This window comes from Cytobacillus sp. (genome assembly GCF_032154635.1).
Lineage (GTDB): Bacteria > Bacillota > Bacilli > Bacillales > Cytobacillaceae > Cytobacillus.
This window is the reverse complement of the sequence record NZ_JALDXW010000006.1, coordinates 129,752-156,718: the sequence shown is the minus strand read 5'-3', so window position 1 is coordinate 156,718 and position 26,967 is coordinate 129,752. Positions and strand designations below refer to the sequence as shown.

The 26,967-nt window shown below is 37.4% G+C and carries 24 protein-coding genes; 6 read left to right on the top strand and 18 right to left on the bottom strand.

The features are described from left to right. Positions 1–229: 229 nt before the first annotated feature. The 5 genes from tpx to sppA form a co-directional block, all read right to left on the bottom strand. Positions 230–730, bottom strand: a complete 501-nt coding sequence (tpx, locus tag RUH74_RS06880) for a thiol peroxidase (protein ID WP_313799535.1) — start codon at positions 728–730, stop codon at positions 230–232. Positions 731–946: 216 nt separating this feature from the next. Next, positions 947–1,426, bottom strand: coding sequence for a GerW family sporulation protein (ytfJ, locus tag RUH74_RS06875; RefSeq protein ID WP_313799534.1), 480 nt, complete (start codon positions 1,424–1,426; stop codon positions 947–949). A 17-nt stretch (positions 1,427–1,443) separates the two neighbouring features. Further along, on the bottom strand, positions 1,444–2,148 hold the full coding sequence (locus RUH74_RS06870) for a DUF2953 domain-containing protein (protein WP_313799533.1): 705 nt from the start codon (positions 2,146–2,148) through the stop codon (positions 1,444–1,446). 67 nt (positions 2,149–2,215) lie between these two features. Further along, the gene (locus RUH74_RS06865) at positions 2,216–2,782 is read right to left on the bottom strand and encodes an RDD family protein (RefSeq protein ID WP_313799532.1); all 567 of its coding nucleotides are present in this window, start codon (positions 2,780–2,782) and stop codon (positions 2,216–2,218) included. Between the two features lie 11 nt (positions 2,783–2,793). After that, complete coding sequence (sppA, locus tag RUH74_RS06860; protein ID WP_313799531.1) at positions 2,794–3,804, bottom strand: signal peptide peptidase SppA; 1,011 nt, start codon at positions 3,802–3,804, stop codon at positions 2,794–2,796. A gap of 153 nt (positions 3,805–3,957) precedes the next feature. On the opposite strand from sppA, the gene RUH74_RS06855 reads away from it, so the two are divergent. Continuing rightward, positions 3,958–4,758 carry an NAD kinase gene (locus RUH74_RS06855; protein ID WP_313799530.1) on the top strand — a complete coding sequence of 267 codons (801 nt, stop codon included), beginning with the start codon at positions 3,958–3,960 and terminating at the stop codon, positions 4,756–4,758. A 48-nt stretch (positions 4,759–4,806) separates the two neighbouring features. On the opposite strand, the gene RUH74_RS06850 is transcribed toward RUH74_RS06855, so the two are convergent. The 7 genes from RUH74_RS06850 to RUH74_RS06820 form a co-directional block, all read right to left on the bottom strand. Further along, positions 4,807–6,420 (bottom strand): M20/M25/M40 family metallo-hydrolase, encoded by a 1,614-nt coding sequence (locus tag RUH74_RS06850; protein WP_313799547.1) that lies wholly within the window; start codon positions 6,418–6,420, stop codon positions 4,807–4,809. Positions 6,421–6,485: 65 nt separating this feature from the next. Then, positions 6,486–7,418: an EamA family transporter RarD gene (gene rarD / locus RUH74_RS06845; RefSeq protein WP_313799529.1), complete on the bottom strand. Its 933-nt coding sequence runs from the start codon at positions 7,416–7,418 to the stop codon at positions 6,486–6,488. Between the two features lie 93 nt (positions 7,419–7,511). Beyond that, entirely contained in the window at positions 7,512–9,134 is a 1,623-nt protein-coding gene (locus RUH74_RS06840) for an amidohydrolase (RefSeq protein WP_313799528.1), read from the bottom strand. Between the two features lie 80 nt (positions 9,135–9,214). Continuing rightward, a complete protein-coding gene (gene mbcS / locus RUH74_RS06835) occupies positions 9,215–10,801 on the bottom strand; it encodes an acyl-CoA synthetase MbcS (RefSeq protein WP_313799546.1) in 1,587 nt (528 codons plus the stop codon). A gap of 255 nt (positions 10,802–11,056) precedes the next feature. Beyond that, a complete protein-coding gene (locus RUH74_RS06830; RefSeq protein ID WP_313799527.1) occupies positions 11,057–11,260 on the bottom strand; it encodes an alpha/beta-type small acid-soluble spore protein in 204 nt (67 codons plus the stop codon). Positions 11,261–11,370: 110 nt separating this feature from the next. Continuing rightward, positions 11,371–12,576, bottom strand: a complete 1,206-nt coding sequence (gene thiI, locus RUH74_RS06825; RefSeq protein WP_313799526.1) for a tRNA uracil 4-sulfurtransferase ThiI — start codon at positions 12,574–12,576, stop codon at positions 11,371–11,373. A 1-nt stretch (position 12,577) separates the two neighbouring features. Beyond that, entirely contained in the window at positions 12,578–13,720 is a 1,143-nt protein-coding gene (locus RUH74_RS06820; RefSeq protein WP_313799525.1) for a cysteine desulfurase family protein, read from the bottom strand. Positions 13,721–14,079: 359 nt separating this feature from the next. Between RUH74_RS06820 and brnQ (RUH74_RS06815) the strand changes: the two genes are divergently transcribed. Then, positions 14,080–15,417 carry a branched-chain amino acid transport system II carrier protein gene (gene brnQ, locus RUH74_RS06815; RefSeq protein ID WP_313799524.1) on the top strand — a complete coding sequence of 446 codons (1,338 nt, stop codon included), beginning with the start codon at positions 14,080–14,082 and terminating at the stop codon, positions 15,415–15,417. A gap of 311 nt (positions 15,418–15,728) precedes the next feature. Continuing rightward, a complete protein-coding gene (gene brnQ, locus RUH74_RS06810) occupies positions 15,729–17,069 on the top strand; it encodes a branched-chain amino acid transport system II carrier protein (protein ID WP_313799523.1) in 1,341 nt (446 codons plus the stop codon). Between the two features lie 98 nt (positions 17,070–17,167). Here brnQ (RUH74_RS06810) and ezrA read toward each other — a convergent pair whose 3' ends face one another. Beyond that, a complete protein-coding gene (gene ezrA, locus RUH74_RS06805; RefSeq protein WP_313799522.1) occupies positions 17,168–18,856 on the bottom strand; it encodes a septation ring formation regulator EzrA in 1,689 nt (562 codons plus the stop codon). 244 nt (positions 18,857–19,100) lie between these two features. Here ezrA and hisJ point away from each other — a divergent pair, with 244 nt between their 5' ends. Then, positions 19,101–19,907: a histidinol-phosphatase HisJ gene (gene hisJ, locus RUH74_RS06800; protein ID WP_313799521.1), complete on the top strand. Its 807-nt coding sequence runs from the start codon at positions 19,101–19,103 to the stop codon at positions 19,905–19,907. Between the two features lie 18 nt (positions 19,908–19,925). Here the strand turns inward: hisJ and refZ are convergent, their stop codons facing one another. Continuing rightward, positions 19,926–20,558 carry a forespore capture DNA-binding protein RefZ gene (refZ, locus tag RUH74_RS06795; protein ID WP_313799520.1) on the bottom strand — a complete coding sequence of 211 codons (633 nt, stop codon included), beginning with the start codon at positions 20,556–20,558 and terminating at the stop codon, positions 19,926–19,928. Between the two features lie 172 nt (positions 20,559–20,730). Between refZ and RUH74_RS06790 the strand changes: the two genes are divergently transcribed. Continuing rightward, complete coding sequence (locus tag RUH74_RS06790; RefSeq protein WP_313799519.1) at positions 20,731–21,210, top strand: GAF domain-containing protein; 480 nt, start codon at positions 20,731–20,733, stop codon at positions 21,208–21,210. 45 nt (positions 21,211–21,255) lie between these two features. Here the strand turns inward: RUH74_RS06790 and megL are convergent, their stop codons facing one another. The 3 genes from megL to RUH74_RS06775 form a co-directional block, all read right to left on the bottom strand. Next, complete coding sequence (gene megL / locus RUH74_RS06785; RefSeq protein ID WP_313799518.1) at positions 21,256–22,443, bottom strand: methionine gamma-lyase; 1,188 nt, start codon at positions 22,441–22,443, stop codon at positions 21,256–21,258. 139 nt (positions 22,444–22,582) lie between these two features. Beyond that, entirely contained in the window at positions 22,583–24,454 is a 1,872-nt protein-coding gene (locus RUH74_RS06780; RefSeq protein WP_313799517.1) for a sensor domain-containing diguanylate cyclase, read from the bottom strand. Positions 24,455–24,568: 114 nt separating this feature from the next. Then, positions 24,569–25,165, bottom strand: coding sequence for a hypothetical protein (locus RUH74_RS06775; protein WP_313799516.1), 597 nt, complete (start codon positions 25,163–25,165; stop codon positions 24,569–24,571). A 350-nt stretch (positions 25,166–25,515) separates the two neighbouring features. On the opposite strand from RUH74_RS06775, the gene rpsD reads away from it, so the two are divergent. Next, positions 25,516–26,118, top strand: a complete 603-nt coding sequence (rpsD, locus tag RUH74_RS06770) for a 30S ribosomal protein S4 (protein ID WP_313799515.1) — start codon at positions 25,516–25,518, stop codon at positions 26,116–26,118. Between the two features lie 330 nt (positions 26,119–26,448). Here the strand turns inward: rpsD and RUH74_RS06765 are convergent, their stop codons facing one another. Beyond that, a complete protein-coding gene (locus RUH74_RS06765) occupies positions 26,449–26,931 on the bottom strand; it encodes an HXXEE domain-containing protein (protein ID WP_313799514.1) in 483 nt (160 codons plus the stop codon). Positions 26,932–26,967: the final 36 nt, after the last annotated feature.

The window sequence follows — 26,967 nt, the reverse complement described above, 5'->3', positions numbered from 1 at the left end:
TCGATCATTCCGTACAAACGCAGAAGGGCTCCGACTGAGATAAAGGAAACACGGTTTACGTTAGCAAACGAATGTTGACTTATCGTAGGGAGGAGGCCTGAAGTTTGATAGGCGATAGGCGCTGGAGCAAGACAATTCTAACTCCAAAGTTATACTTTCTTTATCTCACAAGAAAAACGCCCCGGATAATGGCCCGGGGCATGCTCGATGTCTAGGAATTAAAATCAATTTACTTTGCTTGTTTCGCAGCTTCGACTGCAGCTTCATAGTTTGGATGATCTGTTGCTTCGCTCACATATTCTGCATATGTAACAGTATCACTTGAATCAACAACAAAAACTGCACGTGCCAGAAGACGAAGCTCTTGAATAGCAACTCCGTATGCTTCACCGAAAGAAAGTTCACGATGGTCTGAAACCGTTTGAACATTTTCAATTCCAGCTGCGGCACACCAGCGTTTTTGTGCAAATGGCAAATCTACACTAACCGTAAGAATTTTGACATTTCCTAGTTTAGAAGCTTCTTCATTGAATCGACGAGTCTGCGCATCACAAACACCGGTATCAATAGAAGGAACAACACTAATTAAACGAACTTGCCCTTTTGTATCTGCTAAAGTCACTTCAGATAAATCGTTTGCAAGAACTTTAAAATCTGGAGCTTTCTCCCCAACCTTTACTTCATTTCTTAACAATGTAACTGGGTTTCCTTTAAATGTAATTGATGCCACTTCACTCATCCTCCTTAAACTTCATATGTACACTGTAAATAATATCTTTTCAGTAACCTTTTTGCAAAGGTTTAGTTTAGAAAAAGTGAGAATCATATTAGCGGAGGCGACTGTACAGCCCCGACAAGCACAAGACAAGCTGGATGTAAGGTCGTTCTTAAATCTCTTAGCCAGAAAAAAAGTTAACTTTCCATCCTAGGAAAGTTAACCTTTTCATTATATATCTAACTCATGCTTAGCTCCATCATACTCTTGTTTATTGCTCCCAGATTGATGGCTATCTTGATTATTTTGATTGCTATTTTTATTATTAAACATCTGCTGAATTTTATCTACCGCCTGTGGAGCTAAATCAAGAATTTTCTCATATAAATGTGTACTTTCATCAAGATGCACCATTTTTACTTCTTTCGAGTTTACAATGAGGAATGCAATTGGCGTGATAGAAACACCGCCTCCGCTTCCTCCGCCAAATGGATGTCCGCCGGATTGCCCTTGTCCGCTGCTGCTTGATTGACTATCAAGCTTAAACTCACTTCCACCAGCAGCAAACCCAAAGCCAACTTTTGAAACGGTTAGGATAACACTGCCATCAGGTGTTTCGACAGGATCACCAATAATCGTGTTTACATCAATCATTTCCTTTAGATTTTCCATAGCAGTCGTCATTAACCCTTGAATTGGATGGTCAGACATAACGAAAGCCTCCCCTTCTATACTGATTTAGTTTTATCATTAGATAGAGCAGATAATGGCTTTGTTTTAAAGGAAGCCATTCCGCCCTTCCAATATTTAATTAATTTGATACCTGCTACCATAGCATGTCCGATTCGAAATTGAATAATACATGAAATTACCGTTTGTGAAACAGCAAATTGGAATTGAGGAGTAATCGTAATAGCGGGCACCGCCTTCAACTTCATATAGTGGCTAATCAGTCCAATTACACTTCCTTTTAATGCCCAAAAAGCGCCGGTAAGCATGCCTGTATAAGCTGCATCACCAATCCCAATCATCGTATGCCATGAGAATTCCTTGATAGAAATCGACTTTAAAAAATTTCGCACAATTCGATGCAGTGAGACAACATGCGTGAGAAGCTCTTTTGTATCCTGCAAACTATTCAATAAATCCTTGGCAGAATATTGATTCGTATCTTTCTTTTCTGTCCCCCCTAAAGGGCCGAAAGCTTTCGTTCCTTTTGTTACAATGGACGGTGAATGATCATCGATTTTTATAAGAGGAATTTCCTTTTTATACTTGATTAATCCAAACCATGCTTTAAACTCAATTTTCAAATGATCATTGTCATTGTTGTGATAATAATAAAAGAAAATTTTCACTTTCGTTAGAATGATACTTATGATTAATAGAATAAGGACGATTAAGGTGATGAACAGCCATTTCAATTCCTTCACACCCTTTCAGCCTAATAGTATTTCCGAGTACAAAAAAAATAAACCTGCCAGTTAAGCAGGTTTATTGCTATTTTTCGTGAACAACTGTTGTATCTGAAAATAAATCATGTAATCCTTGCTTTTTTGGTAAAAACGCAACGATTATATAGCCTACCACAAAAGTAGCAGATATAAACCGCCCAATCCATTCTCTAAATAAAATGGTGCCCCATGACAAATGCTTCCCCTCTAAATCAACAACCTTAATGCCAAATACCATCTTCCCTAATGTTTGATTAAAGAATCGCGTCATTAAGACAAAATACGCATAAAAGATAATGGCAGTCACAATTGAGATCGGCGCAAAGATGCTAAACTCATTCAATGAAATATCAAGCAATCTGAATACTGGGTTGATAATCAATCGCTCAATACTGCCAATTACAATTAAATCAAGCAGATATGCCCAAAAGCGCATCCAGAAGCCGGCAAACCTAACCGGAATATGATTGCCGATAAAATGGCCATTATCTGTAGAGAGCTGTGGTTTAGAAGAGGTGCCTTTTATTAAAACTGGATCTCCCTTTTCAATCGTTTGATCATCGATCATCTCACTATTTTTATGATCCCTTTCATTCGTTTCATTTGAAGTCATCTCTACACCTCCTATTCCGCATATAGATACATCAGTCTTGGAGAGTTAGGCTGTGATAGCATTTTCATCAAGCCTGCCATTTCGATATCTTGCCCCATTATTTTTTGCGCTCCCATACTAAATAAAGAGCCGAAGCCTAGGTTGTCCGTATACTTAACTACCTTTGCCCCATTTAATTTATGATCCTTCTTTAAGACATCAATCACATCATCTACATAGCCAAACCCGTCAATTAAATTAAGTTCAAGCGCTTGGCGGCCATCATATATTCTTCCATCAGCAATTTCTTTCACTTTAGCTGCGGGAATATTACGGCCTTCTGATATGACCTTCACAAATCCTTCATATGAATTATCAATCATCGATTGAAGAATTTGTTTTTCCTCTTCTGTCATTTCTCTTGATGGACTCATAATATCTTTGTAAGGTCCGCTTTTGATTGTGACGAAATCAACCCCATATTTTTCGGCAAGACCTGCGTAATTGACGCCTTGCATAATCACACCTAAAGACCCCGTTAACGTTTCTGGGCTAGCAAAGATTTTATCTGCTGGAGCAGAAATATAATAGCCGCCAGATGCAGCCATTGAGCCCATTGAAATATAAACCGGTTTTTTTGTTTCTTCTTGAATTTCTTTTATCTTGTCATGAATTTGGGCACTTTCAACGACCCCACCGCCTGGAGAATTCACTTGAATAATAACAGCCTTTACAGCATTATCTTCTTTCACCTGTTCAAGCCTATCCATAAATCCTTTATGGTTATAGCCGCCAGATGCAAAAAAGGATGTCGCATCTCCAGTATCCTGAATGGTTCCATTCACATCGAGCACAGCAATTTTTTTCAATTCACTGCCCTCTTCTACTACTTCCTCGGTAAAAGCAGCATTACTGCCAGCAAACATTTCAGTTATCGAGCTTTCTACATCCGTAAACATGATTCCAGTCGCAATATTTGTAATAACTGAGAATACAAATATTGCTGCCGCGATGGCTAATGCAGCCCAGCGTTTTCCATTCATCTAATCATCCTCCTTATTCTCCAATAGTCTTTACGGGATTAACTTTTAAAATGTTTCAAAAACGTGTAAACTGATTTCGACAACCATTATCATACCAAATAATTAATTATATGGGTAAAACTTACGTGCTACCCAGCGTCTGGAGGAATCGATATGTCTGTTCGCCGAAACTTATTTTTTTATCATAATAAGGATGCGGATATGCTGGATAAGGTCAAACCACTTTATCAACTTGCTAAAGAATACGATTTTAATATTGTTACTGATTATAAAAAGGCAAATATTATAGTTAGCATTGGCGGAGATGGGGCATTTTTGCAGGCTGTCAGGAAAACGGGATTTCGGGATGATTGTTTATATGCTGGGATATCTACAACGGGAAGCCTTAGCCTATACTGTGACTTTCATTTAGATGATCAGCCAAAAATGATCGAAGCGATGACAAAGGAGCAAATTGAAGTTCGCCGCTACCCGACTATCGAGATAACTATAGACGATCAAACTTCGTTTCATTGCTTAAATGAATTTAGCATCCGATCTGCAATTATTAAAACCTTTTTACTAGATGTTTATATTGACGACCTTCATTTTGAAACATTCCGAGGAGACGGTATGGTTGTAGCCACGCCAACAGGAAGCACGGCATACAATAAATCACTGAGAGGGTCTGTTGTTGATCCGCTGCTTTCTTGCCTGCAAGTAAGTGAAATGGCTTCATTAAATAATAATCGCTATCGAACACTTGGGTCTTCCTTTATTCTAAGCGGCGAACGAAAGCTAACATTAGAAGTCGTACAGGACGGTAATGACCATCCAACCATGGGGATGGACAATGAGGCGCTCAGCATTCAGCATGTGAAGAAAATTGATATCAAACTTAGCGAGAAGAAAATTAAAACTGTAAAGCTGAAGGATAACTCATTCTGGGAGAAAGTAAAGAGGACTTTTCTATAATAAATAAGAAAGTGATGACAATTTGCATGTCATCACTTTCTTCCTTTTTCATTGATCTTTATGAGTTAACAAAAGATGAGTTAATAGTTTCGGGAGCTGTTCGAATGCAAATGGCATATGCAGGCGCTCGGTTTTTTTATGGGCGTCTCTTCCGATTGGGCCAACGTTAATGACAGGGGCAGTGAGCTTTGCCATGTCATGAAACGGAATGGAATAAAGTTCTTGTCCTCCAGGCAAATTCGTATCAAATCGGTGCATATCAGAGAGTTTTCCTTGTAGACCCGCATAACTCAAATCACATATTCCATTAAAATAATCAACCGGTAATAATTCAAAACCAAGCTTCTCCTTTGAATAATGAATGACAGAATCAGAAAGCTCTTGAATAATTGGATGGTCAGCTGTATTAATTGCGGGATAATATGGGGGAGCATAGAACAAGATGATCATTGGGCCAAGCTCTTGGCAAAGCATCGCTAATTGATCAACGACTTGAATCGATTGTTCACGGCTATCTCCAATTGTTTGTGTAACTACAGATTGCTCCAGAACTGCAATAAACTCATCCCCCATTTTTTTACAAGCATATTCTTTTAATTCTTCAAATAATAATACCCGAATACTTGGCAATTGACTTGAATCAAGCTGAAAAGTGAGATATTTTTCTTTCATGAAATTTTCCATCTTATTTGCTGCTTCCTCAGCAATTCCCCTCATCTCCTCCATTACATCAGCAGCATTCCTGTTCATCAATAAAAGATTATAAAGACTAACAGATCGGTGGGGTATTTGCGTTGAATAGTCCTTTTTTAAATCACGCTGCCACAATAATGTCGGCGGAGGGCTTATTTGGCCATTTACGGTTTCACATAGCTTTTCATTCCATTCAATCTCTTGTGTAAGCATTGATGTCATCCAAGCAGCATTTATGCCTGAAAGAGGTTCCCCTACATGTGTTTCCTTTCCAAAGCAAAGGGCTGCAGGCATAATTTTCCCGATTGTCCCGGTGTAAAAATAATGATTTTTATCATTAGGTTCTAAAGCAAACATGGGCTCAGAGTTTAAAAATAGAGTATAGTTCAGCTCATGCGCCTCTGCAAGTTGCAGCAGCTTCGGGACGGCTTCCCTCATCCCAACAGAATTGACCTCTTCATCAGGAACTGTTAATAATAATAAATTTAGCTTCCATTGTTCCATTGAGGCTTTTTCCAGCAGGGACATATGCTGAACAAGGCCACATTTCATATCCATCGTTCCACGGCCGAAGAGCCACTCCTTACTTTCCAAATCTTCTCTGGCGACCTCAGGCAATTCGTCCGCCCGGTTAAAAAGCTCCTCCGTCAGCTCAAGAGGCTGAAACGCAAGATGCTTCAACTCCCCATAATCTTCTACGTTAACAACGTCAAAATGGCTGATCATGACAACTGTTTTAACCGCCTCTTCATGCTTATATAAGGCTGTTAAAAAAGACCTTCCATCCGTTGTTAAATGATTCGTGATATAGGAAGGATGAGTCGAGAAATAAGAGACTTGCCGTAAATGATGCTCGACCCTTAATGGGAATTGTATTTCTGCCTCTGATAAAGAAATACTGCCAATTGAAACGAGATCATTTAATAGAATAAGTAATTGCTCAGCTGATTGCATCGATGTTTTTCCCATCACTCCAAGTGCTCCTTTATAAAACTTATTTTTCCAGGGACAAGGGACCTGTCCCTCTGTCCCATTTATATTCCTAAATTTTTGTGTTTCTTCCATTTTGTTTCGAGCTGGGTAAAGGCTTTTGTTTTTGTTAGGGAGTACATTGTAATGGCAGTCCATATACAGATAAATGAGATTAAGTGAATGTTTGAAAAATGTTCATGATAAATAAAAACCCCAAGAATTAATGTTAAGGTTGGAGCAATAAATTGCAAGAATCCTAGCGTTGACATAGGAATTTTCTGCGCCCCTTTCGCAAAATAGAGGAGGGGTACCGCTGTTGCTGCACCAGCACCGATCAATAATAAATCTGTTCCTGCGGATACAGCTAAAAATGATTGAGAGCCATTCACAAAAAGAACAACCATGTAAATAAGTGCAAACGGAGCCACAACTAGAGTTTCTAATGTTAAACCAATTGCAGAATCTACTGTCACCATTTTTTTCACTAAGCCGTATAACCCAAATGTTAATGCCAGAAAAATGGATATCCACGGGAACTGTCCGTAAGAAATCGTTAAAATTAGCACGCCGATTAATGCCATTCCAAATGATGCGTACTGGGTTAATGACAGCTTCTCTCTAAAAACGATCATTCCAAGAATTACACTGACTAATGGGTTAATATAATAGCCGAGACTTGCTTCAATTAAATGCCCTGAGTTAACCGCCCATATGTAGATGAACCAATTACAGCTAACAAATAGAGAGGCAACAACTAGCGCTGCTAATTGTTTTTTATTCGAGCGAAAATGAATAAGCGTTTGAATAAATGCCCCCCATTTTTTAGTAAAAAGCAGGACAGCTACCATAAAGAAAAACGACCAAAAAATTCGATTGGCCAAAATTTCATCTGCATTCACATGTTGTACGAGCTTCCAATAAATCGGCAATAATCCCCATAAAAAGTACGAAAAGCCTGCATAAATAATCCCCATTTTTCCTTCATTGTTTTTCATCTTCACAAGCCTCAATTCTTTCTATTATCGAAATATTTATATTATAGGCTGAATGGCAAGATGCTGACAATGTTTATTTTTTTGATTCAATTATTAAATAGGGAAGTCTTTCTCTTTCGTTTGTGCATCGAACACAATCTGTCCGCCGATTACTGTTTGAGCAACGGCTATATCAGCCATTTCATCTGGAGCTATTTTAAAGATATCATCTTCTAAAATAGTAAAATCAGCTAAAAAGCCTTCCTTTATCATCCCTCGATCATTTTCATGACTGGCAGCGTAAGCACTGCCTTTCGTAAATAAGCAGACCGTTTCATAAACTGTTAAAGCTTCACGTTGATAATAGGTCTTTTTCTCAGGGTCATCGATGTTTGTCCTTGTTACTGCCGCATGAATACCTAACAATGGGTTTAACGGTTCGATCGGTGCATCTGATCCTCCTGCACACGGCAGCCCTTCAGTCAATAATGACTTCCACGCATAACAGTAGTCCATATGCTCCTCCCCAATCCGATCAATGACCCAAGGGAAATCTGAAGCTAAAAATCTAGGCTGAATGTCAAGGATGAGCGGTAAATTCTTCGAGCGATCAATTAGTTCTTTCCGGAGAATCTGGGCATGAATGAGCCGGTCTCTTCCTTTTCCGCTGAGGGGATATTTTTCGATGGAGTTTAAGGCCATTTCAAATGCCAAGTCTCCAATTGCATGAATGGCAACTGGCAGCCTATGCTCCCTTGCCTTTTTTATAAGGTCGTCTAATTGCTTCTGTGAAAAAATCGCTATTCCAGATGTAGACGGGTCATCTGCATATGGATGACTAAGTAATGCCGTCCTTCCACCCAGGGCACCGTCTGCAAAAATCTTCATTGCCCCAAATTCAATCCATTCATTTCCACTTAAAAAATTCTGTCCAGCCCTTTGCATATCACCTACAACCTCATGGTGAACTAGAAGATGGGCACGGAAAAGCCTTCCCTCCTCTTCAATTACTTGCTTAAAAGCCTGAAAAGTCCTTTCAAAACCTCCATAATAATTCAAGTCTTCTGTATGTGCACCTACTAATCCAAGTGTATGCGCATCTTTTATTGCCGCACGCAGTGCTTTTCTTAAGTAGACTTCCGAAACCTCTGGAAGCACTTCAAACACCAATTCCTGTGCCTGATCCTTCAATAATCCATTTGGCTTGCCAAGCTCGTCCTTTTCAATGACACCACCTGGAGGATTTTCTGTATGTTCATTAATTGATGCTGCCCTTAACGCCAGCGAATTCGCAACAACAGCATGCCGGCAAACCCGTTTCAATATAACAGGGTGGGTAGGTACCCATTTATCTAGCTCTGCAGCAATGATAGGAGTCGATTCCTCCCAGAGGTTTTCATTCCAGCCTTCTCCTATAAGCCATTCGTCCTCTTCAAGAGTTTCCGCATATTGCTGCACCGCTTGAAAAACCGATTCTTTCGAGTGACAGTTTGATAAATCCAAGCGAATTAACTTTTCTCCATGTCCGATTAAATGCATATGACTGTCGGTAAAGCCTGGAAGCATTGTTCGCCCTTTTAAATCCATCCTGCTAATAATTTCATTCCCATACTTTTCCTCAAGAATCTGGATCGATCCCATCTCAATAATTCTATCCGCTCTTGTAAAAACCGCTTCCACTCGCTGATTTTCTTCTTGCAATGTATAAATATTGCCCCCATACCATAAAGTTCCCATAGCCAATCCCTCCCTTAATTCTTCAATTTTACTATATCAAAAATGCAGGCGATTACACGCCTGCATCCATGAACCTACATTTACTTTTGTGCAGATGTTTCCATTTCCTTTTTCCTAAGCTCTACTCGACGAATTTTCCCTGAAGTCGTCTTCGGCAGCTCAGCTAAAAACTCAATTTTACGGGGATATTTATAAGGTGCAGTAAGTTCCTTCACATGTTCCTGAAGATTTGGGATCAAGTCCGGATCCTTTTCATCCACCCCTTCACGCAATACTACAAAGGCTTTAACAATGTACCCGCGAACCTCATCTGGACTTGCAACAACGGCACATTCCTTAACTGATGGATGCTTAACAAGGGCATCTTCCACTTCAAATGGTCCAATTGTGTAACCTGAACTGATGATAATATCATCCCCCCGCCCTTCAAACCAGAAATATCCTTCCTCATCCATTTTTGCTTTATCGCCTGTTACATAATAATCCCCACGGAACTGCATTGCTGTTCTTTCTGGATCTTTGTAATAGTTCTTAAATAAAGCTGGAGTTTCAATATGTACGGCAATATCACCTACTTCATTTACACCGCACGGCTTCCCTTCTTCATTAATAATTTCTACTCGATTACCCGGGGTCGGCTTTCCCATTGAACCTGGTTTTAGTGCCATTCCTTTTGTTACACCAACGAGCAGAGTATTTTCCGTTTGACCATAGCCATCACGAACATTTACATTAAAGTTTTTCTTAAAAATATCAATAACTTCACGATTCAACGGTTCACCCGCTGATACCGCACTGCGAAGATTCGGTAGCTTGTATTCCTGAATATTGTCCACTTTAGCCATTATGCGGTATTCAGTCGGTGTACAGCATAGAACATTTACATTGTAATCTCCTAGAAGCTGTAAATATTTCTTCGGCTCGAACTTTCCATTATACACAAACCCAGTTGCTCCGGAACCAAGAACAGAAAGGAAAGGACTCCATATCCATTTTTGCCAGCCAGGCCCCGCCGTTGCCCAAACGGTATCGCCTTCCTCAATGCATAACCAGTTTGGTGCAGCTGTTCTTAAATGTGCGTACGCCCATCCATGTGTATGCACGACCCCTTTAGGGTTTCCTGTTGTACCGGACGTATAAGATAGAAATGCCATATCATCCTGTTTTGTATCTGCAAATGGAAACTCATCAGATGCATGAGCCATTTCACTATTTAAATCGATCCAATTCTCTGATTGGCCGCCAATAACGAATTTCGGCAAAGCTTCAGCCTCTTTTATTTGTGAGAGTTGATCGACATATGGATAATAACTGACAATTCCTTTAACATCCCCATGAATAATACGATATTGAAGGTCTTTTGCGCGAAGCATCTCAGAGCTGGGGATAACAACATGCCCCGCTTTCAAGGCAGCAATATATACTTGATAGGCTTCTATTAACCGAGGGACGATAACGAGAACGACATCCCCTTTTTCTAAACCATATTTTGAAAAAACGTTGCTAATTTTATTTGCATTTTTTAATAATTCACGATATGTAACCTCTTTTTTCTCGCCCTGTTCATCTTCCCATCTGAGTGCCAACCTGCCCGTATCTTCCGCGTAACGCTCTATTTCAGAAACTAGATTATACTTTTCCGGTGCCAATAGATCTTCTCGTTTCATCATATCTCCCCCTAAAAGTAAGTCGAACAGATGTCTGTACAAAGATGCTTTATCATTAAAAATTATTATACTAAATTATTTAAAAATTTTAAATTATTTATTTAGTCGTACTTATGCATTGCTCATGTAGCTTGCCTTGTCCTTCCATTGACGATATTAGTACGTACTCTAAGCCAGGGAAACGATCAAGCTAGAACAACGTAAATAAGGAGCAGGATATAAATCCTGCTCCTTGTAGCCATATTATTTATTTTTTTATCGTCCAAAACCAGCTAATTGTTGTTGAGCAGTTTGAACTAAGCGCTTCGTAATTTCTCCACCTACTGAACCGTTTGCACGAGAAGTAGTTTCTGCACCTAAGTTTACGCCGAACTCAGAAGCAATTTCGTACTTCATTTGGTCTAGAGCTTGTTGTACGCCTGGTACTAAAAGCTGGTTTGAGTTATTGTTGTTTGCCATGTGATGTTCACCTCCTTGTGAGTATAGAATGTGTAAAATCACATGGCCATATTCAAATATTTACTGGTAATTACTGCATTGAAAACCAGAGAGAGCCAGAAGCAATGAACTTAAAATAAATTATCAAACGCCTCTTTATCTGCTGCCTGCGGCTTAATAACGATTACTTCTGTATTTTCTACTGCCTTGCTTATAAGCGGTGCGAACTCAATATAACTTTCAAAGTATTGAACTTTTTCCTTCTTCGGTTTAGTTTTTGGGGAAGCTGGAACAAATACGGTACAGCAATCCTCAAATGGACGATTAGAAATCTCGAACGTATCAATTGCTCTTGAAATGTCAATGATTTCATTTTTATCCATTGTAATTAACGGTCTTAAAATAGGAGTATTTGTTACATCATTAATTGCGTACATACTTTCAAGTGTTTGGCTGGCTACCTGCCCAAGACTCTCACCGGTAATAATCGCTAATCCACCATTTTTTCTTCTTATTTCATCTGTAATTTGAAGCATTAGCCTTCTTGTTGTTGTCATCGAATAATTCTCAGGCACTTGCTTCGCGATGAGCTGTTGAATTTCAGTAAAAGGTACGATATGAAGTTTAACTGACCCACTGATATTTGCCAGTTTTTCTGTTAAGTCGATCACTTTCTGTTTGGAACGTTCACTTGTAAAAGGCGGGCTATAAAAATGAACCGCTTCTATCTCAACGCCTCTTTTCATTGATAGGAATCCTGCAACCGGGCTGTCAATTCCACCTGAAAGCATAAGCATTCCTTTTCCGCTGGAGCCAACGGGAAGTCCACCAGCACCTGGAATAGTCTCACATGAAAAGTAAACCGCATCATCCCGAATTTCAATTTGCAGATTGATATCTGGATTTTTCACGTCTACCTTTAGACCAGGAATATTTTTCAACAAATGAGCACCAAATGCTTGATTGATTTCATTTGTATCTAAAAAATAGTTTTTATCCGACCTTTTTGTTGTGATTTTGAATGTATGTCCAGTTTGATGGATTTTTTCAAACAGATCTAGGGCAGCAGCCTTCATGTTTTCAAGTTCTTTGTCCGTTTTAATAGCTGGACTAAAGGATTGAATTCCGAATACACTTTTTAGCAATTCCACAATTTCAAAACCATTTTCTCCATTTAGAAGAATAAACATCCGCTCTCTATTTGCTTCAATTTTAATTTTTTCAAAATCTCGTAAAACCCTTTTTATATTCCGTTTTAATTTGTCGATAAACCCTTTTCTATTTCTGCCTTTCGTCGAAAGTTCTCCGTACCGAATAAGAATGCGATCATAATTCATATTAATTCATAACCTTTCTTAGCCTATTTCCAGCTTCATTTACTGCATCAATAAATTGTACTGCCTCTTCCATTGTATTTTCATAGGAGAGGCTTACCCGAATGGAACTGAGCGCCTCATCTTTCGAAACCCCCATCGCAAGAAGCGTACTGCTCGCTTTTTTTGTTTTAGAAGAGCATGCACTCGTTGTTGAAACATATATCCCTTTCTCCTCGAGGGCATGAACAAACACCTCAGCTTTAAATCCAAGAATAGAAAAATTAATAATATGTGGTGCACATGGGAAGACTGGTGTATGAACCTTGATCCCGTCTATTTTTTCCAATTCCATTCGAATAAAATCTCTTATTTTTATCATGTCAGCGACACATTGTTCCTGTCTTTGCAATGTTAATCTTAATGCCTTAGCCATTGCAACGATCCCTGCCACATTTTCAGTTCCACTTCTTTGCTTCCATTCTTGGCCCCCGCCAGAAAATAAAGGAGAAATCCTTACTCCTTGACGGATAAAAAGGGCACCCGTCCCTTTTAAGCCATGAAACTTATGTCCCGATATTGTACATAAATCAATATGGCATTCTTGAAAATGAAGTGGGACCTTTCCAATTCCTTGAACATAATCCACATGAAATAAAATTTTTGAATATTTTTTTAGCAGTTGACCAATTTCTTTGATTGGCTGAATGGACCCTGTTTCATTATTGACATGCATCACAGATACCAATATCGTTTCTTCAGAAATGGCCTCCTCTATATCTGTTATCCTTACTACGCCATTCTTGTCTACTGGAATATAAGTAATTCGAAATCCAAGTGATTTTAATTGTTCCATTGATTCATTTACGGAAGGATGTTCGATTTTTGTTGTTATAATATGGCGGCCCCTGCCTTTATACATAAGGGCAGTTCCTTTAATAGCTATATTATTGCTCTCTGTCCCGCCTGAGGTGAAGAAGATTTCATTTGCTTGAACTTTTAAAAGCTTGGCGATTTGTTCCCTCGACTGTGAAAGGAGCTTTTCTGCATCCCCTCCAAGGCCATGTAAGGAGGACGGATTACCAAAATATTCTGTTGATACTTTGTTAAATGACTCTAAAACTTCTCTATAAGGTTTTGTTGTTGCACTATTATCCAAGTAGATCATTTTCTTCTCCTTCCATCTAAAACCGTATTGCCAACTTTAAATCATAACATAAATATTTCAGTAATAAAATTTCAAAATACTTAACAACTGAATAATTTTTTAAAGGAGATGTTGTTTTTCATTATAATATTTTGCCCATTAATAGCAATTATAAGGAAATTCGTTTCTCATAAAAAATCAATAAAACACTTTATTTTCGGGAATAATTATACTAGAATAAGTAAGGAAAATTGCCTAGATATTATTATCTCAATATATTTAAAATTAAGACTTTGATAATATTCGACAATTTTTTTAACAACTATGTTACTATGTAAAATGTTCAAAATATTTAGGGTACTGATTCAGGGGGATGAAGTATGAATTCGAATTTATCAACAAAGCAAATCATGGCCGTTGGGCTCATGTTATTTGCACTATTTTTCGGGGCTGGAAATATGATTTTCCCTCCATTTCTAGGGCAAGAAGCAGGTACACATGTGTGGACTGCAATTATTGGATTTTTAATCACTGGTGTAGGGCTGCCTTTACTAGCCATCATCGCAATTGCGAGAGTAGGTGATGTCCAAACAATGGCTAGCCGTGTACATCCCGTTTATGGAGTAATTTTCACAGTAGTCATGTATTTAGTTATCGGACCACTGTTTGCTATTCCTCGTACCGGCACTGTTTCATTTGAAATCGGAGTTATCCCGTTTTTGTCTGAAAACGCTGTCAATAGTCCACTGCCGCTTGTTATTTTTTCAATTGTATTCTTTGCGATTACAGCATGGCTTGCAATGAATCCAACAAAATTAGTAGATACGATTGGAAAAGTATTAACACCTGCTCTATTAATTATTTTAGCGCTTATAGTTATTAAAAGTTTTATCACACCATTAGGTGATCCACAGGCACCAACTGGTCCTTACATGGATGGACCATTTTTCAAGGGGTTTGTTGAAGGGTATTTAACAATGGATACCATTGCAGCACTTGTATTCGGTATTATTGTTATTAGTTCTATTCAAGGATTAGGGGTTTCAAATAAAAAATCAATTACAAAGATTTGTGTACAAGCTGGATTAATTGCTGCTGCTGGTTTAGCTGTTGTTTACTTAGCACTTGCTTACATCGGATCAACTGCTCCGGACGCTTTAGGATTACAAGAAAATGGCGGTGCTATTCTTTCAGGAGCTGCCAAGCATTTATTCGGATCATTTGGCTCAGTTATTCTTGCACTTGCAATTGTTTTTGCCTGTCTGACAACTTCAATTGGATTAGTATCAGCATGTGCAACTTATTTTAATAAGTTATTGCCACGCTTCTCTTACAAAACAATCGTCCTTGTCTTCTCAATTTTCAGCATGATCATTGCTAATGTTGGTCTAACACAGCTTATCGCATTCTCTGTTCCAGTTTTAGTTATTATTTATCCGTTAGCCATCGTTTTAATCGTTTTATCATTTTTCCATAACCTTTTTAAAGGTTATTCATTGGTATATATTTGTGCGCTAATTCCTACAGGAATTATCAGTATTATTGATGGCTTAAATACAGCTGGTTTAAACGTGTCTTCAATTGTAGACGCACTAAGTTTCTTGCCTTTATTTGCAGAAGGAATTGGCTGGATTATACCTGCAATTATAGGTGCTATAGTTGGTTATTTTATTGCTTTATCAGCTGGTGAATCAAAAAAAACTGTGCCGACTAATTAATAAAATTCACCGATTAGAGAGGAGCAATTGATAGAATTGCTTCTCTTTCAAAAAAAAGGAATAACATTTTTTTATAATTGTAATTTACAGAATCTTCACCTTAATATATAATCATAGTAAATTTAGTATTCTTAAATAATTTTTATTCTAAATTGTCATAACATTTTGTCATTATCACTTTAGGAGGAAATAAGGATGAATCTAAATACAACAAGCGAATTATTTCCTTAATAATATCATTAAGTATAATTCTTTTATTATTTTGATCTAAATTTTCATAAAATTTCGTAAACACAGCAGGAGGCAGAAGAATGAACACAAATTTATCAGGCAAGCAAATTACAGCAATTGGACTTATGCTATTCGCACTATTCTTCGGTGCCGGGAACATGATTTTCCCTCCATTTTTAGGTCAGGATGCCGGAACAAATGTCTGGACTGCCATTATTGGCTTTTTAATCACTGGTGTTGGTTTGCCATTACTAGGGGTTATTGCGATTGCGAGGGTTGGTGATTTAGAGACATTAGCAAATCGAGTTCATCCAGTTTATGCAGTAATCTTTACAGTTGTCTTGTATCTAGTAATTGGACCACTATTCGCAATTCCACGTACAGGAACAGTTGCTTTTGAAATCGGTGTATTGCCATTTTTACCTGAAGGATCTACTCCCAATGGCTTTGGTCTATTAATATTTACAATTGTATATTTTACTATAGCTGCATGGTTATCGATGAATCCATCTAAATTAGTTGACCGTATCGGTAAGTTTTTAACACCTGCATTATTAATTGTTCTTACTTTATTTGTAGTAAAAAGCTTTATTACTCCAATGGGAGAACCACAAGCACCAGTCGGCCCATATGCAGATGGACCATTTTTTAAGGGATTTGTTGAAGGGTATTTAACCATGGATGCCATCGCGTCTCTTGTATTTGGCGGAATGGTTATTGCTTCTATTAAAGGTATGGGTGTAACAAATAAAAAAACATTGACTAATCTTTGTGTAAAAGCCGCTTTAGTTGCAGCAGCTGGACTTGCACTCGTTTACTTATCACTTGCTTATATTGGCTCTACTAGCCCAGATGCCATTGGCTTAAAGGAAAATGGCGGTTCCCTATTATCAGCAGCAGCTAATCACTTATTTGGATCATTTGGTGCAGTAGTTCTTGGTTTAGCAATTTTATTCGCTTGTCTAACAACTGCAGTTGGCTTAATCTCTTCATGTTCTCAATATTTTAATAAGTTATTGCCTAAGATTTCATATAAATCTTTCGTTCTAATCTTTTCACTTTTCAGCGCAGTTATTGCCAATGTTGGATTAACACAGCTAATTAGCTTCTCCGTTCCAGTATTAGTGTTTATCTATCCATTAGCAATCGTGCTAATACTACTATCATTTGTCCATAATTTATTTAATGGTTATTCATTTGTTTATATTTTCGCATTAATTCCAACAGGTTTAATCGGTCTTGTAGATGGTTTAAATGCTGCTGGCCTGAATGTCTCTGCAGTTACAGATGTCCTAAGTGTCCTTCCATTCTTTAGTCAAGGCATCGGCTGGTTAGTTCCATCAATCGTTGGTGCTATCGTCGGTTATTGTATCGCTCTAGCAGCTGGAGAATCAAAGAAAACTGCATCAGCAAGTAACTAAGAGTAAATAAAATGAAAGGAATTGACTTTGGTCAATTCCTTTTTTATATTCCGTAAGACAAAAGGGTTCGCCAGATTTGGCGGACCCTTTTGTCTGTCTTACTGTTCACTTATTAATTCTTCAATCCTTTTTATTGCACCCGGATCAATTTCTTCTATTGTAGCTGCTGCTTGCTCTAATGCTGTTCTATACTCAAATCCTCTAAATAAGCTTTCCGCTTCAAGTAATCCTTTTTCCACTGAAGGGTATCTGCTTCGATATCTATTCCCATATTGAATGACTTTTTCTACGAGAACGATGGTTTCAATCATTTCATCTGTTGTGTTAACTGCCTTATCTACTGTTAACACAGCGACTTCTAAATATTGCTGGATCGTTTGGATATTTAATGGCTGCTCCTCAAGCTTTGCCATTACATTTTCAATGCTTTCCTTTGCATCCTGCATTAAATATTTATAATCCTGCGGCAAGCCTGGTACATTACTCTTTGAAACAAGCCTTACCGTTTCAGCAATTTTCTTTCTTAGTTCCTTAACTTTTTCACGGGCACTCATTTCATCTTTTCTAAGCATTTGAAGCTTTTCTGCGAATGAAGCATGTTCATCCTCAACCTCTTCAAGCTGGTTTCTTATTTCATCAAGTTCTGCTTTAAGAATTGAATGAGCAATCGTTTGACTTAAAATTTTATGTTCAAGCACCTCGAACCTTTTAAAAAGCTGTGTTAATTTTTTTTCGAGCTGAGATTGAACTTCAATATCTTTCTCCGAGACATGATAGCTTTGACGAATGACTTCAAGCTCATTCTTTAACTGTTTATTAATTTCCCTGTTTGTAAACAGCATATTTCTAGTCGGTTCATCTTGCTGTTCAATAAAATGCCTTGAATGTACTTCCTCCTCAAGAAGATCGTATAATAAATCAATGCTATCCTTCACTTCACTAATTCCTTTTTGAACATCATTGATTTCTGTCTGCTCAATAAGTGCCGCATAGCCTTTGATCGCTTCTTCTAACCGCTCTGTTTCTTTCTCTACTTGAATATGTTCAAGAATAAATCCTTGCTCAAGCATTTCTTTATAGCCATCTTTTAATTCTTTTAATTGTGCAGGAATTTTCGAGAAGCACTCAAGCATAAAAGTCGGGATGACTTCCATTTTCTCGTTCACCTGGGCTAATTCCGCCTTTATCGTTAATACAATTTCCCTTGCCTCTAAATAGTTCCCGCTCTCCGTTTTCTCATTAAAGTCCTGAATCTTTGCAAATGATTCATCTAGCTGCTTTTCTATAAGATCTGCTGCTTTTCCATATGTATGACGGTGGGCAAGCAGTGTTTTTTTATTCTCACGGTAGATGTCTTTTAGTTCTTCGATTTCGGTCCTGTTCTTCTCTTCGCTTCCTACGAGGTCGTTTAATTCATTTAATAATTTCTTTATATTCTCTTCAATTTCTGTTAAATACTTATCAATTTCTCTCTGCACTTGCTTTGCTTTATTAAAACGATATTTATCGATAAATTCTTCTGCATCAAATAAATACTCTTCTACATTTGGCAATTGTGCTGTAACAATATCATCCCATTCTGTTCGCCAGCGCTCAAATAACTCTTCTGTTTGACCTGTCATATTCAATTGCTTTACCTTTGACATTTCATCAAGAACAGGGCGATTCACAATATCCATCTTCCATGCTTCAAGCCGATCAATTTCTTTAAAGTATTTTTTCTTTAATATAAATCCTGTTAAAAATAAGCCGATAAGAATGACGATAACGCCAATAATCCATTCCACTTTTTAAAGCCCCCTGTTCTGTACCGAGCCGATATATGATGACCTATGTATATAATTAAAATCATGTTCAGTTCAATGTTTTTATGATACCATGTAAACGACATTTTTTGACTATTTATTTCATTTTTTTATCTAAATTATTGTGAAAAAGCATATTCACTTAAACATTTTATCTTTTTATTGTACAAATTTTCAAATATTTCACTTCGGTTTTATCAACTTCCTTAAGGGTGGTGAAAGATTTATGATAAAAGATGGCCACATCCATACACCGTTTTGTCCTCACGGCACGCAAGATCCCATAGAATCATATGTAGAAAGGGCACTTTCTTTAGGTTTTCAAGAAATTTCTTTTACAGAGCACGCTCCATTGCCTGCTGGATTTATGGATCCAACTCCCAAACGAGACAGTTCTATGAATATTGAACAGTTGGAGGACTATTTAAATAAGATTAACAAGGTGAAGTCTGTTTATAGTGGAAAAATTAAAATTAATACGGGGCTAGAGGTTGATTTTATCGAAGGCTTTGAAAAAGAGACTAAACAATTTCTTAATCAATACGGAAAATATTTAGATGATGCCATCCTTTCTGTTCATTTTCTAAAATTCGGGAATCGCTATAATTGCCTTGATTATTCACCGGATGTTTTCGGCCAAATGGTTGAACTAAACGGATCCATTGAAGAAGTATACCGTTCTTATTTTAAGACCTTACTTCAATCTATTTATTGTGAGTTAGGTCCTTATAAGCCAAAACGAATCGGACATATGACATTAGTGAAAAAATTTCAAAAAAGGTTTCCTGTAAATTTGGATTTTACTCATGAAATAATGGAAATTTTAAAAGCGATCAAAGTCCAAGGTTATGAAATCGACTATAACGGAGCCGGCTTCTCAAAGCCCCTCTGTAAAGAGGCTTATCCCCCAGACTGGGTAGCTGAAAAAGCTGTAAATCTGAAAATCCCTCTAGTTTACGGTTCTGATGCACATCAAACGAAGGAATTAGGACAAGGCCTAAACATGATGCCATTATGGAAAGGGAATAGATAATCTATTTCCTTTCCATATTTAATTGACCGCTACATAAGCTTTATTGTATTCACTCTGACAAAGTACGCCATCTATCCATTTATATATCTCTCTAATATATTTTTCTACAAAGTATTTCTCATTCGGACGAACATGCAGCACTTCATTCATATAATGTGTATTCAAAAAAGGCATATGCAAAAGACCCTTCAGCTGCAAAGTAATATAATCAGGTGACGTATGCCGAAACTCCTCTGCCCTTATCCCTTTTTCAATCACTCTATTAATATAATACCGTTCTTTCATTAAATAGGTGGACATGATCTCACGTACAATTTGCGTATCCAGTGATATTTCTCGCAAGATTAATCTTGTTAAATGAGTATTTTCAAACTGAAAAATCATAATGTTTTCTACTATTTTTTTTAAAGAGATGGCTGCCCCTTGTTCAATGAATCCATATCCATTTTCAATCTCCTCCACATATCTCTCAAAAAAGATTGTGAAACAGTGCTCTAGCAACCCATGCTTGTTATCAAAATAATAGGCAATATTAGCGGGATTTACCTTTGCTTTTTTAGCAATATCTCTAATAGATGTTCCGTGAAACCCATTTACATTAAATAAATTTATTGATGCACGAACGATTGCTTCTTTGGCATTCCCTTTCACACAACCACCTCTTTCAAAATGAGTCGCCTATATAGCCAACCAAATTCACTCTTGTATAGACATTCTTGTTTCATTCGCCTTTTCCTTTATATAATTCTCGACAAAGTTTCACTTATTTCTTCTAGTTTTGCTATAATCAAATTAATATTTTAGGAAGTTAGGTGATTGATTCATGTTTAATGTCGAAGCATATAGTGGAACACGTGAGGAAAACTACAATTTAGTCATAAAACAGCTTGCTGCATTGCTTGAAGGCGAGTCAAACCGAATTGCAAATTTAAGCAATGCATCTGCTCTTTTAAATTTGTTTTTGGACCGAATCAACTGGGTCGGATTTTATCTTCTCGAAGACAAGGAGCTTGTACTTGGTCCATTTCAAGGTCTTCCAGCATGCGTTAGAATTCCTCTTGGAAGGGGAGTTTGCGGAACTTCCGCTAAATTAATAGAAACAGTTCGTGTGGAGGATGTAAATCTATTCCCTGGACATATCGCCTGTGATGCTGCATCACAATCAGAGATTGTTGTTCCGCTCGTAAAAGATGGTCAGCTGATTGGTGTGTTAGATATTGATTCACCTGAAAAAAGCCGTTTCGACGAGCTTGACCAGCAGAAATTAGAAGCATTTGTTAATGTTTTAATCAAGTTTTTATAGGTAAAAGAGGGGGCAATGATTTATAATCGTTGCCCCCTCTTTTGATTAGATATGATTGAATGCTTGCTCAAGATCATTGCGAATATCTTCCCAAGATTCTAGACCAACGGATAATCTAAGAAGTGTATCGTCGATCCCCATCTCCTCTCTGGATTCTTTCGGTACAACTGCATGTGTCATTGTGGCAGGGTGCTGAATCAATGTTTCTGCATCACCAAGACTGACAGCAATTTTGATAAGCTTTAGTTCATTCATAAATGCTTGTGCTGTTGCTTTATTTCCGTTTAACGTAAAGGAAATTAATCCACCAGGCTTTCTCATTTGCTTTTGTGCTATCTGAAAATCGGGATTTTGTTCATCACCAGGATAAAATACATTGGCTACCTTCGGATGGCTTACTAGATAATCAGCTAACTTTGCTGCATTATCACAATGACGATCCATTCTTACTGCCAATGTTTTTAACCCACGAAGCAAAAGCCAAGCATCGAACGGAGAAATGACACCTCCGATATCCTTCTGTGTTGTCATCGCTATTTTCCCAATAAACTCTTTTCTCCCAACGGCTATACCTGCGATCACATCCCCATGGCCACAAATATATTTCGTCGCACTATGAATAACGGCATCACACCCAAATTTGATAGGGTTTTGCAGGTAGGGGGAACAGAATGTATTATCCACTACAACAGGGATCCCCTTTTCTTTGCCAACTTCCGCAATCATTTGTAAATCCACTAATTTCATTGTAGGATTGATGGGGGTTTCAACATAAATACAAGCTGTCTCTGGTCGTAGTGCTTGTAATAATTGTTCTCTTGATTCCATCGCCGAAAAATTATGGCTAATCTTATATTTTTGATCCATCATTTCTAATAAACCGAATGTGCAGCCATACACTCCTTGCGAGCATAAAATATGGTCACCTGTTTTCGTTAATCCAAACAGAATAGCTGAGACAGCTGCCATTCCTGAACTAAACGCTAGTGCTGCTTCCCCTTGTTCTAGTGCAGCCATTCGTTCCTCAAGCATAGTTACCGTCGGGTTACCCAATCTTGTATAAATATAGCCCTCTTCTTCTCCTGCAAAGCGTTTCTCACCTTGTTCAGCTGTTTCAAATGTAAAGGTTGATGTTTGAAAAATTGGCGGCGCTAAGCTTCCACTATGTTTTTCCGAATCATATCCTTCATGAATAACTTTTGTTTCAATTTTTGTTGGGTAAATTTCTGTCACTATTCTCTCCTCCCTTGTTGTAAACGCTTTCAAATAGGTATAAAAAAATATCACATGTTTATCATATGACAATTCCGACTATTTGGAAAGTAGTTTGAAATAATAAAGACCAACCGCTTGTAAGCGATTGGCCTCAGTCTTATTTACTATCTTCATTCTGTTCTTGAACAACGACCTTATTTTTCCCCGTTTGCTTTGCTATATAAAGTGCCCTATCCGCACGCCTAAATAAGGTTGAATAAGAATCATAGCGTCCTCTATTCCAATGTGAAACGCCACATGAAATCGTCACTTGCGGCTTCGTACTTTCGGCCACTCTTTTTACAAGCCTTTCCGCGATTACAAGGCCTGCAGGTAAAGATACACCTGGTAAATAAATGGCCAGCTCTTCACCGCCCCACCTAGCACCAATATCAGAGCCCCTTATATTAGCATTGATAAGTTCCGCCACCTGAATAATGACATCATCTCCAACTTGATGGCCAAATGTATCATTTATCAATTTGAAATTGTCAATATCAATCATCATGAATGTACCCTCATGGTCCTCATTCATGGATTGATGAATTTTATCATCCAGATAGCTTCGTGAAAAAAGTTTTGTTAAGTGGTCTGTAACAACCATTTTTTCAAGCTCTTCTCTTAGCATGGAGTTCGTAACTGCAAGTGTAGAATGGTGTACTAGTGACTGCAGCAGTTTAAACGTCTCAAAAGAGAAATGGTATGGTGATTGGTGCATAACTAGGGCTATGCCTTTAAGCACGCCGGATTGAGTCATAGGAACCGCCATAATTGACTTATAGCATGCAGGTTTATTATCGTCATCGCCTACTAGATTGAAATCCCCTATAAACAAAGCTTCCTCATCAGCTTCTACTTTTTCTTTTATAAAATCTATATAAGGTCTTGCTTCTATCTGCTGGAAGAAGTCGGTACTTCCTTGTAACACTTTTAATTCTTTATAATCCTTCGAAAACAAGATAAATCCGACTTCTTCTGCATCGAATGATTGTGTAATCTGTTCAGTAATAAATGCCATTGTCTCAGTTAATCGTAAATTCGAGTTTAGCCGATGAGAAGTTTCATTAATAAGCTGTAGATCCTTAATGAAGCGCTTTGATTGCTGATACAGCTGAGCATTTTCAAGTGCAGTCCCAGCAGTATTTGCCAAAAGGGTGATGAATTCTACCTCATTATTAGGAAATACAATTGTATTCGGCGCAATCACTTGCAGTACTCCATATACGCCTTGTTTCCCCTTTAAAGGGGCATATAGCACAGATTTTTTTTCACGAAGAGAATCTTCAAATTGTGGAACACCTGTTACATACGCCTGCATGGCTGCAATATTTTCACTATCATATTCTAAATCTTTAATTGGCAAATCTTCAAGCTTATTATTGTCATGTGATAGGAGAAGATAATACGTAAAGGTTGGATAAACTTCCTGTAATGTACAAATGATTTCACCAAGTACATCATCCATATTCATGGAGGAATGGAATTTCTCCGTCACTCGATAGAGCTGTTTATATCTTCTTTCTTCTAAAATTGTTTTTACGAAATATCGTGCAGTATGCAAAAAACGCGCACACTCTTCACTTATTTTGTCAAGAACATCATCTGAAAATCGGATGAATAGTTCATTATCTCCTTTTAATGCAATACAGCCTTGTGACTGCTCATTCTTCTTTAATAACAGAATGATCGTATATTCTTCAAATCCAGGAAGCTCTTGTCTTAAGACTGTTCTTTGGCAATCTAAATCAGATAAGGAAGGTGGAATAACAGATGGCTTTTTATCTTTAATTGTTGATGCTTCCATAAATAATTGCTTGTTCCACTCATTCATGCTGAAATAGGAAGCATCCATTGCGCCAGTTACTTCTTTTACTAAATGAAGCATGGATATTAAAATTTCATCAAAATGTAATAAGCCATTTTCTATATCAATGATATCTAAAAAATGACTTTTTAATTTCATTATCAATTTTTGCTCGAGCTGTTCCATCTTTAATCATCACCTATTAGTAATAACTATTCCTTATTGCTACGAAATAAAAATTGTATTTTCTTACATATCTATTATATAGATGTATATCTGAAATTCCTTGCATATTTTTGTCTATTTCGTATCAATCGCAGCTATTTTTATATTTCTTTCTGTAAGGACAAGCCATAAAGATTTATCTTCAGATAAAGAAAATAATCCGGTAGGCTTCTCACCTTCCTCCAAGACTATAGAATGGTTGCTGTTTATAGTTAAAATCGCCTTTTTGTCATCAAAGGTGTAAGGAGTTTTAGAAGAAGTATCCGTTATTCTATTTTTATGCATTCTGTCTACTTCTTGTAAACTTCCGGAATAATATTTCCAGTTATTATTAGCTTTAACCCAAATTCCTTCCTCTGTCCTATCAGGCGAAATTTGTTCAGGAGCCTCGTTCAGTTCAATTACATGCTTCGCATTAAATTTATACTTATTCTTTCTTTCAATTTCATAAACAGCTAAAATATGTTTGCCGTTTTTGTATTCATACAATGCAACAATGGGATGATCATTTATATCCTTACTTTTCTTTAAAATAAGGGCTAAAGGAGGGGACTCGTTCATTTCTTGAGTTTCCCTTATTTCATAGCGATATAAAAATGCGCCAATAACTACAAAAATAAAAAAACCGATTAATACAAACCGGATACGCTTTTCTTTCAACGATTCTTTCATTTAAAAATCACTCTTTATTATCAGTTTACATCTACCAGTATTATAGCATATTTAAACAAGGAAATAGTAAAAAAGTTTGATATTCAAAAGTACACAATAAGAAATACACCTTGACTTTTAATCATAAACAATTATATAATACTCTTTGTGTAAAATATTGCAGCCTATGTGAGCGCCTTGATGCTCTCATTTTGTTCCTCAATCAGATTTATCTTGTTTATTTCTGATGATGGGGTACTGCGTAACCCCCTGCTGCTGGGGCGAAGGTACATGAAAACAAAATGGACATGATTGTTGCGTGCATCTGTTTTTATTTTACAAAATAAAAACATTTAAAGGAGGAGTCATTCATGGCTCGTTATACTGGCCCAAGCTGGAAATTATCACGTCGTCTTGGTATTTCACTAAGCGGTACTGGTAAAGAATTAGAAAAGCGTCCTTACGCTCCTGGACAACATGGTCCTAACCAACGCAAAAAATTATCTGAGTACGGATTACAATTACAAGAGAAGCAAAAGCTTCGTCATATGTATGGTGTAAATGAGCGCCAATTCCGTAACTTATTTGATAAAGCTGGCAAAATGCCTGGTAAGCACGGTGAAAACTTCATGATTCTTTTAGAATCACGTCTTGACAACGTTGTTTATCGTTTAGGTCTTGCTCGCACTCGCCGTCAGGCTCGTCAAATTGTTAACCACGGTCACATCATGGTTGATGGACGCCGCGTTGATATCCCATCATACCGCGTAGCACCTGGTCAAACAATTACACTTCGCGAAAAATCTCGCAACCTTGACATCGTAAAAGAAGCAATCGAAGTAAACAACTTCGTTCCTGACTTCGTAACTTTCGATGCTAATAAATTAGAAGGAACTTTCACTCGCTTACCAGAGCGCTCTGAACTTCCTGCTGAAATTAACGAATCACTTATCGTTGAGTTCTACTCTCGTTAATAGCATTGCTGTGTAAACAGTAATGTAGAAAACCCTAGAAATCGCGTTATTTCAACGCTTCTAGGGTTTTTTATTTATATTGTGCTTTGTGAAATACACTATTATTAAGCATTCATTTGGGGGTGATTGGGACTTATTAGGGCTGAATTTTCAAGTGGATAGACGCTTTAACTTATAATTATTATTTCACATGGGAGTTTATCACACAGGTGGGAGAACTCTCTTTTTCTTTTTCGCTTTACCTTGTGTTAGGTCCATTTCAACTTGCTGCTTACAGACGATTCCCCTTTTTTCCTAATTCAATAAATTTATTAGTCCTCAATCAACAAATTAGGAAGGAGCTATTTTGCCGCCAACTTTAAACAAAAAAGGAATAAGTGCCAACAAAATCATTCCTACTACAAATGTTGATATGACTAACTCTTTCCATATAATTAAATTCTTTGAAAACATTTGATAGATAACTAATGAATTTATTGGAACGTTAAGTAATAAACCAGTGAGAAGTCCAGGTGCATACTTTTTCATCAAAACGGTCGCAATAAGGTGTGGAAAAATAGCATTAAAAATCATTGAACCTAAAAATCCAATAAAAATCCATTTCGTAAAATCTGATTCTGGCATATATAAAAAACTAAATGCAGCTAAATAAGCCAGAATAGTTATAAAAATAACTGCAAAATGGAACTCACTAGAAGTAACTGGCTTTTGAAACCTTGAAGATTGCTGTGACCATTTAGGCAACCAAATTGCTTCTTCTATATTATGAAGTGTAATAGCAAAACAAAAAAATACTACGAGATAATTGTCCATATGCCTTTCCCCCCTCAAAGTAACATACACGTTAAT

Excerpts from the sequence above, each read along its gene's own strand:
- RUH74_RS06820 (WP_313799525.1), bottom strand. The coding sequence starts at position 13,720 with ATGATCTACTTGGATAATAGTGCAACAACAAAACCTTATAGAGAAGTT.
- rpsD (WP_313799515.1), top strand. The coding sequence starts at position 25,516 with ATGGCTCGTTATACTGGCCCAAGCTGGAAATTATCACGTCGTCTTGGT.
- RUH74_RS06765 (WP_313799514.1), bottom strand. The coding sequence starts at position 26,931 with ATGGACAATTATCTCGTAGTATTTTTTTGTTTTGCTATTACACTTCAT.
- RUH74_RS06790 (WP_313799519.1), top strand. The coding sequence starts at position 20,731 with ATGTTTAATGTCGAAGCATATAGTGGAACACGTGAGGAAAACTACAAT.
- RUH74_RS06865 (WP_313799532.1), bottom strand. The coding sequence starts at position 2,782 with ATGACTTCAAATGAAACGAATGAAAGGGATCATAAAAATAGTGAGATG.
- brnQ (WP_313799524.1), top strand. The coding sequence starts at position 14,080 with ATGAATTCGAATTTATCAACAAAGCAAATCATGGCCGTTGGGCTCATG.
- RUH74_RS06850 (WP_313799547.1), bottom strand. The coding sequence starts at position 6,420 with ATGGGAAAAACATCGATGCAATCAGCTGAGCAATTACTTATTCTATTA.
- brnQ (WP_313799523.1), top strand. The coding sequence starts at position 15,729 with ATGAACACAAATTTATCAGGCAAGCAAATTACAGCAATTGGACTTATG.
- mbcS (WP_313799546.1), bottom strand. The coding sequence starts at position 10,801 with ATGAAACGAGAAGATCTATTGGCACCGGAAAAGTATAATCTAGTTTCT.
- rarD (WP_313799529.1), bottom strand. The coding sequence starts at position 7,418 with ATGAAAAACAATGAAGGAAAAATGGGGATTATTTATGCAGGCTTTTCG.
- RUH74_RS06840 (WP_313799528.1), bottom strand. The coding sequence starts at position 9,134 with ATGGGAACTTTATGGTATGGGGGCAATATTTATACATTGCAAGAAGAA.
- ytfJ (WP_313799534.1), bottom strand. The coding sequence starts at position 1,426 with ATGTCTGACCATCCAATTCAAGGGTTAATGACGACTGCTATGGAAAAT.
- RUH74_RS06775 (WP_313799516.1), bottom strand. The coding sequence starts at position 25,165 with ATGAAAGAATCGTTGAAAGAAAAGCGTATCCGGTTTGTATTAATCGGT.
- RUH74_RS06830 (WP_313799527.1), bottom strand. The coding sequence starts at position 11,260 with ATGGCAAACAACAATAACTCAAACCAGCTTTTAGTACCAGGCGTACAA.
- RUH74_RS06780 (WP_313799517.1), bottom strand. The coding sequence starts at position 24,454 with ATGGAACAGCTCGAGCAAAAATTGATAATGAAATTAAAAAGTCATTTT.
- sppA (WP_313799531.1), bottom strand. The coding sequence starts at position 3,804 with ATGAATGGAAAACGCTGGGCTGCATTAGCCATCGCGGCAGCAATATTT.
- RUH74_RS06855 (WP_313799530.1), top strand. The coding sequence starts at position 3,958 with ATGTCTGTTCGCCGAAACTTATTTTTTTATCATAATAAGGATGCGGAT.
- thiI (WP_313799526.1), bottom strand. The coding sequence starts at position 12,576 with ATGAATTATGATCGCATTCTTATTCGGTACGGAGAACTTTCGACGAAA.
- hisJ (WP_313799521.1), top strand. The coding sequence starts at position 19,101 with ATGATAAAAGATGGCCACATCCATACACCGTTTTGTCCTCACGGCACG.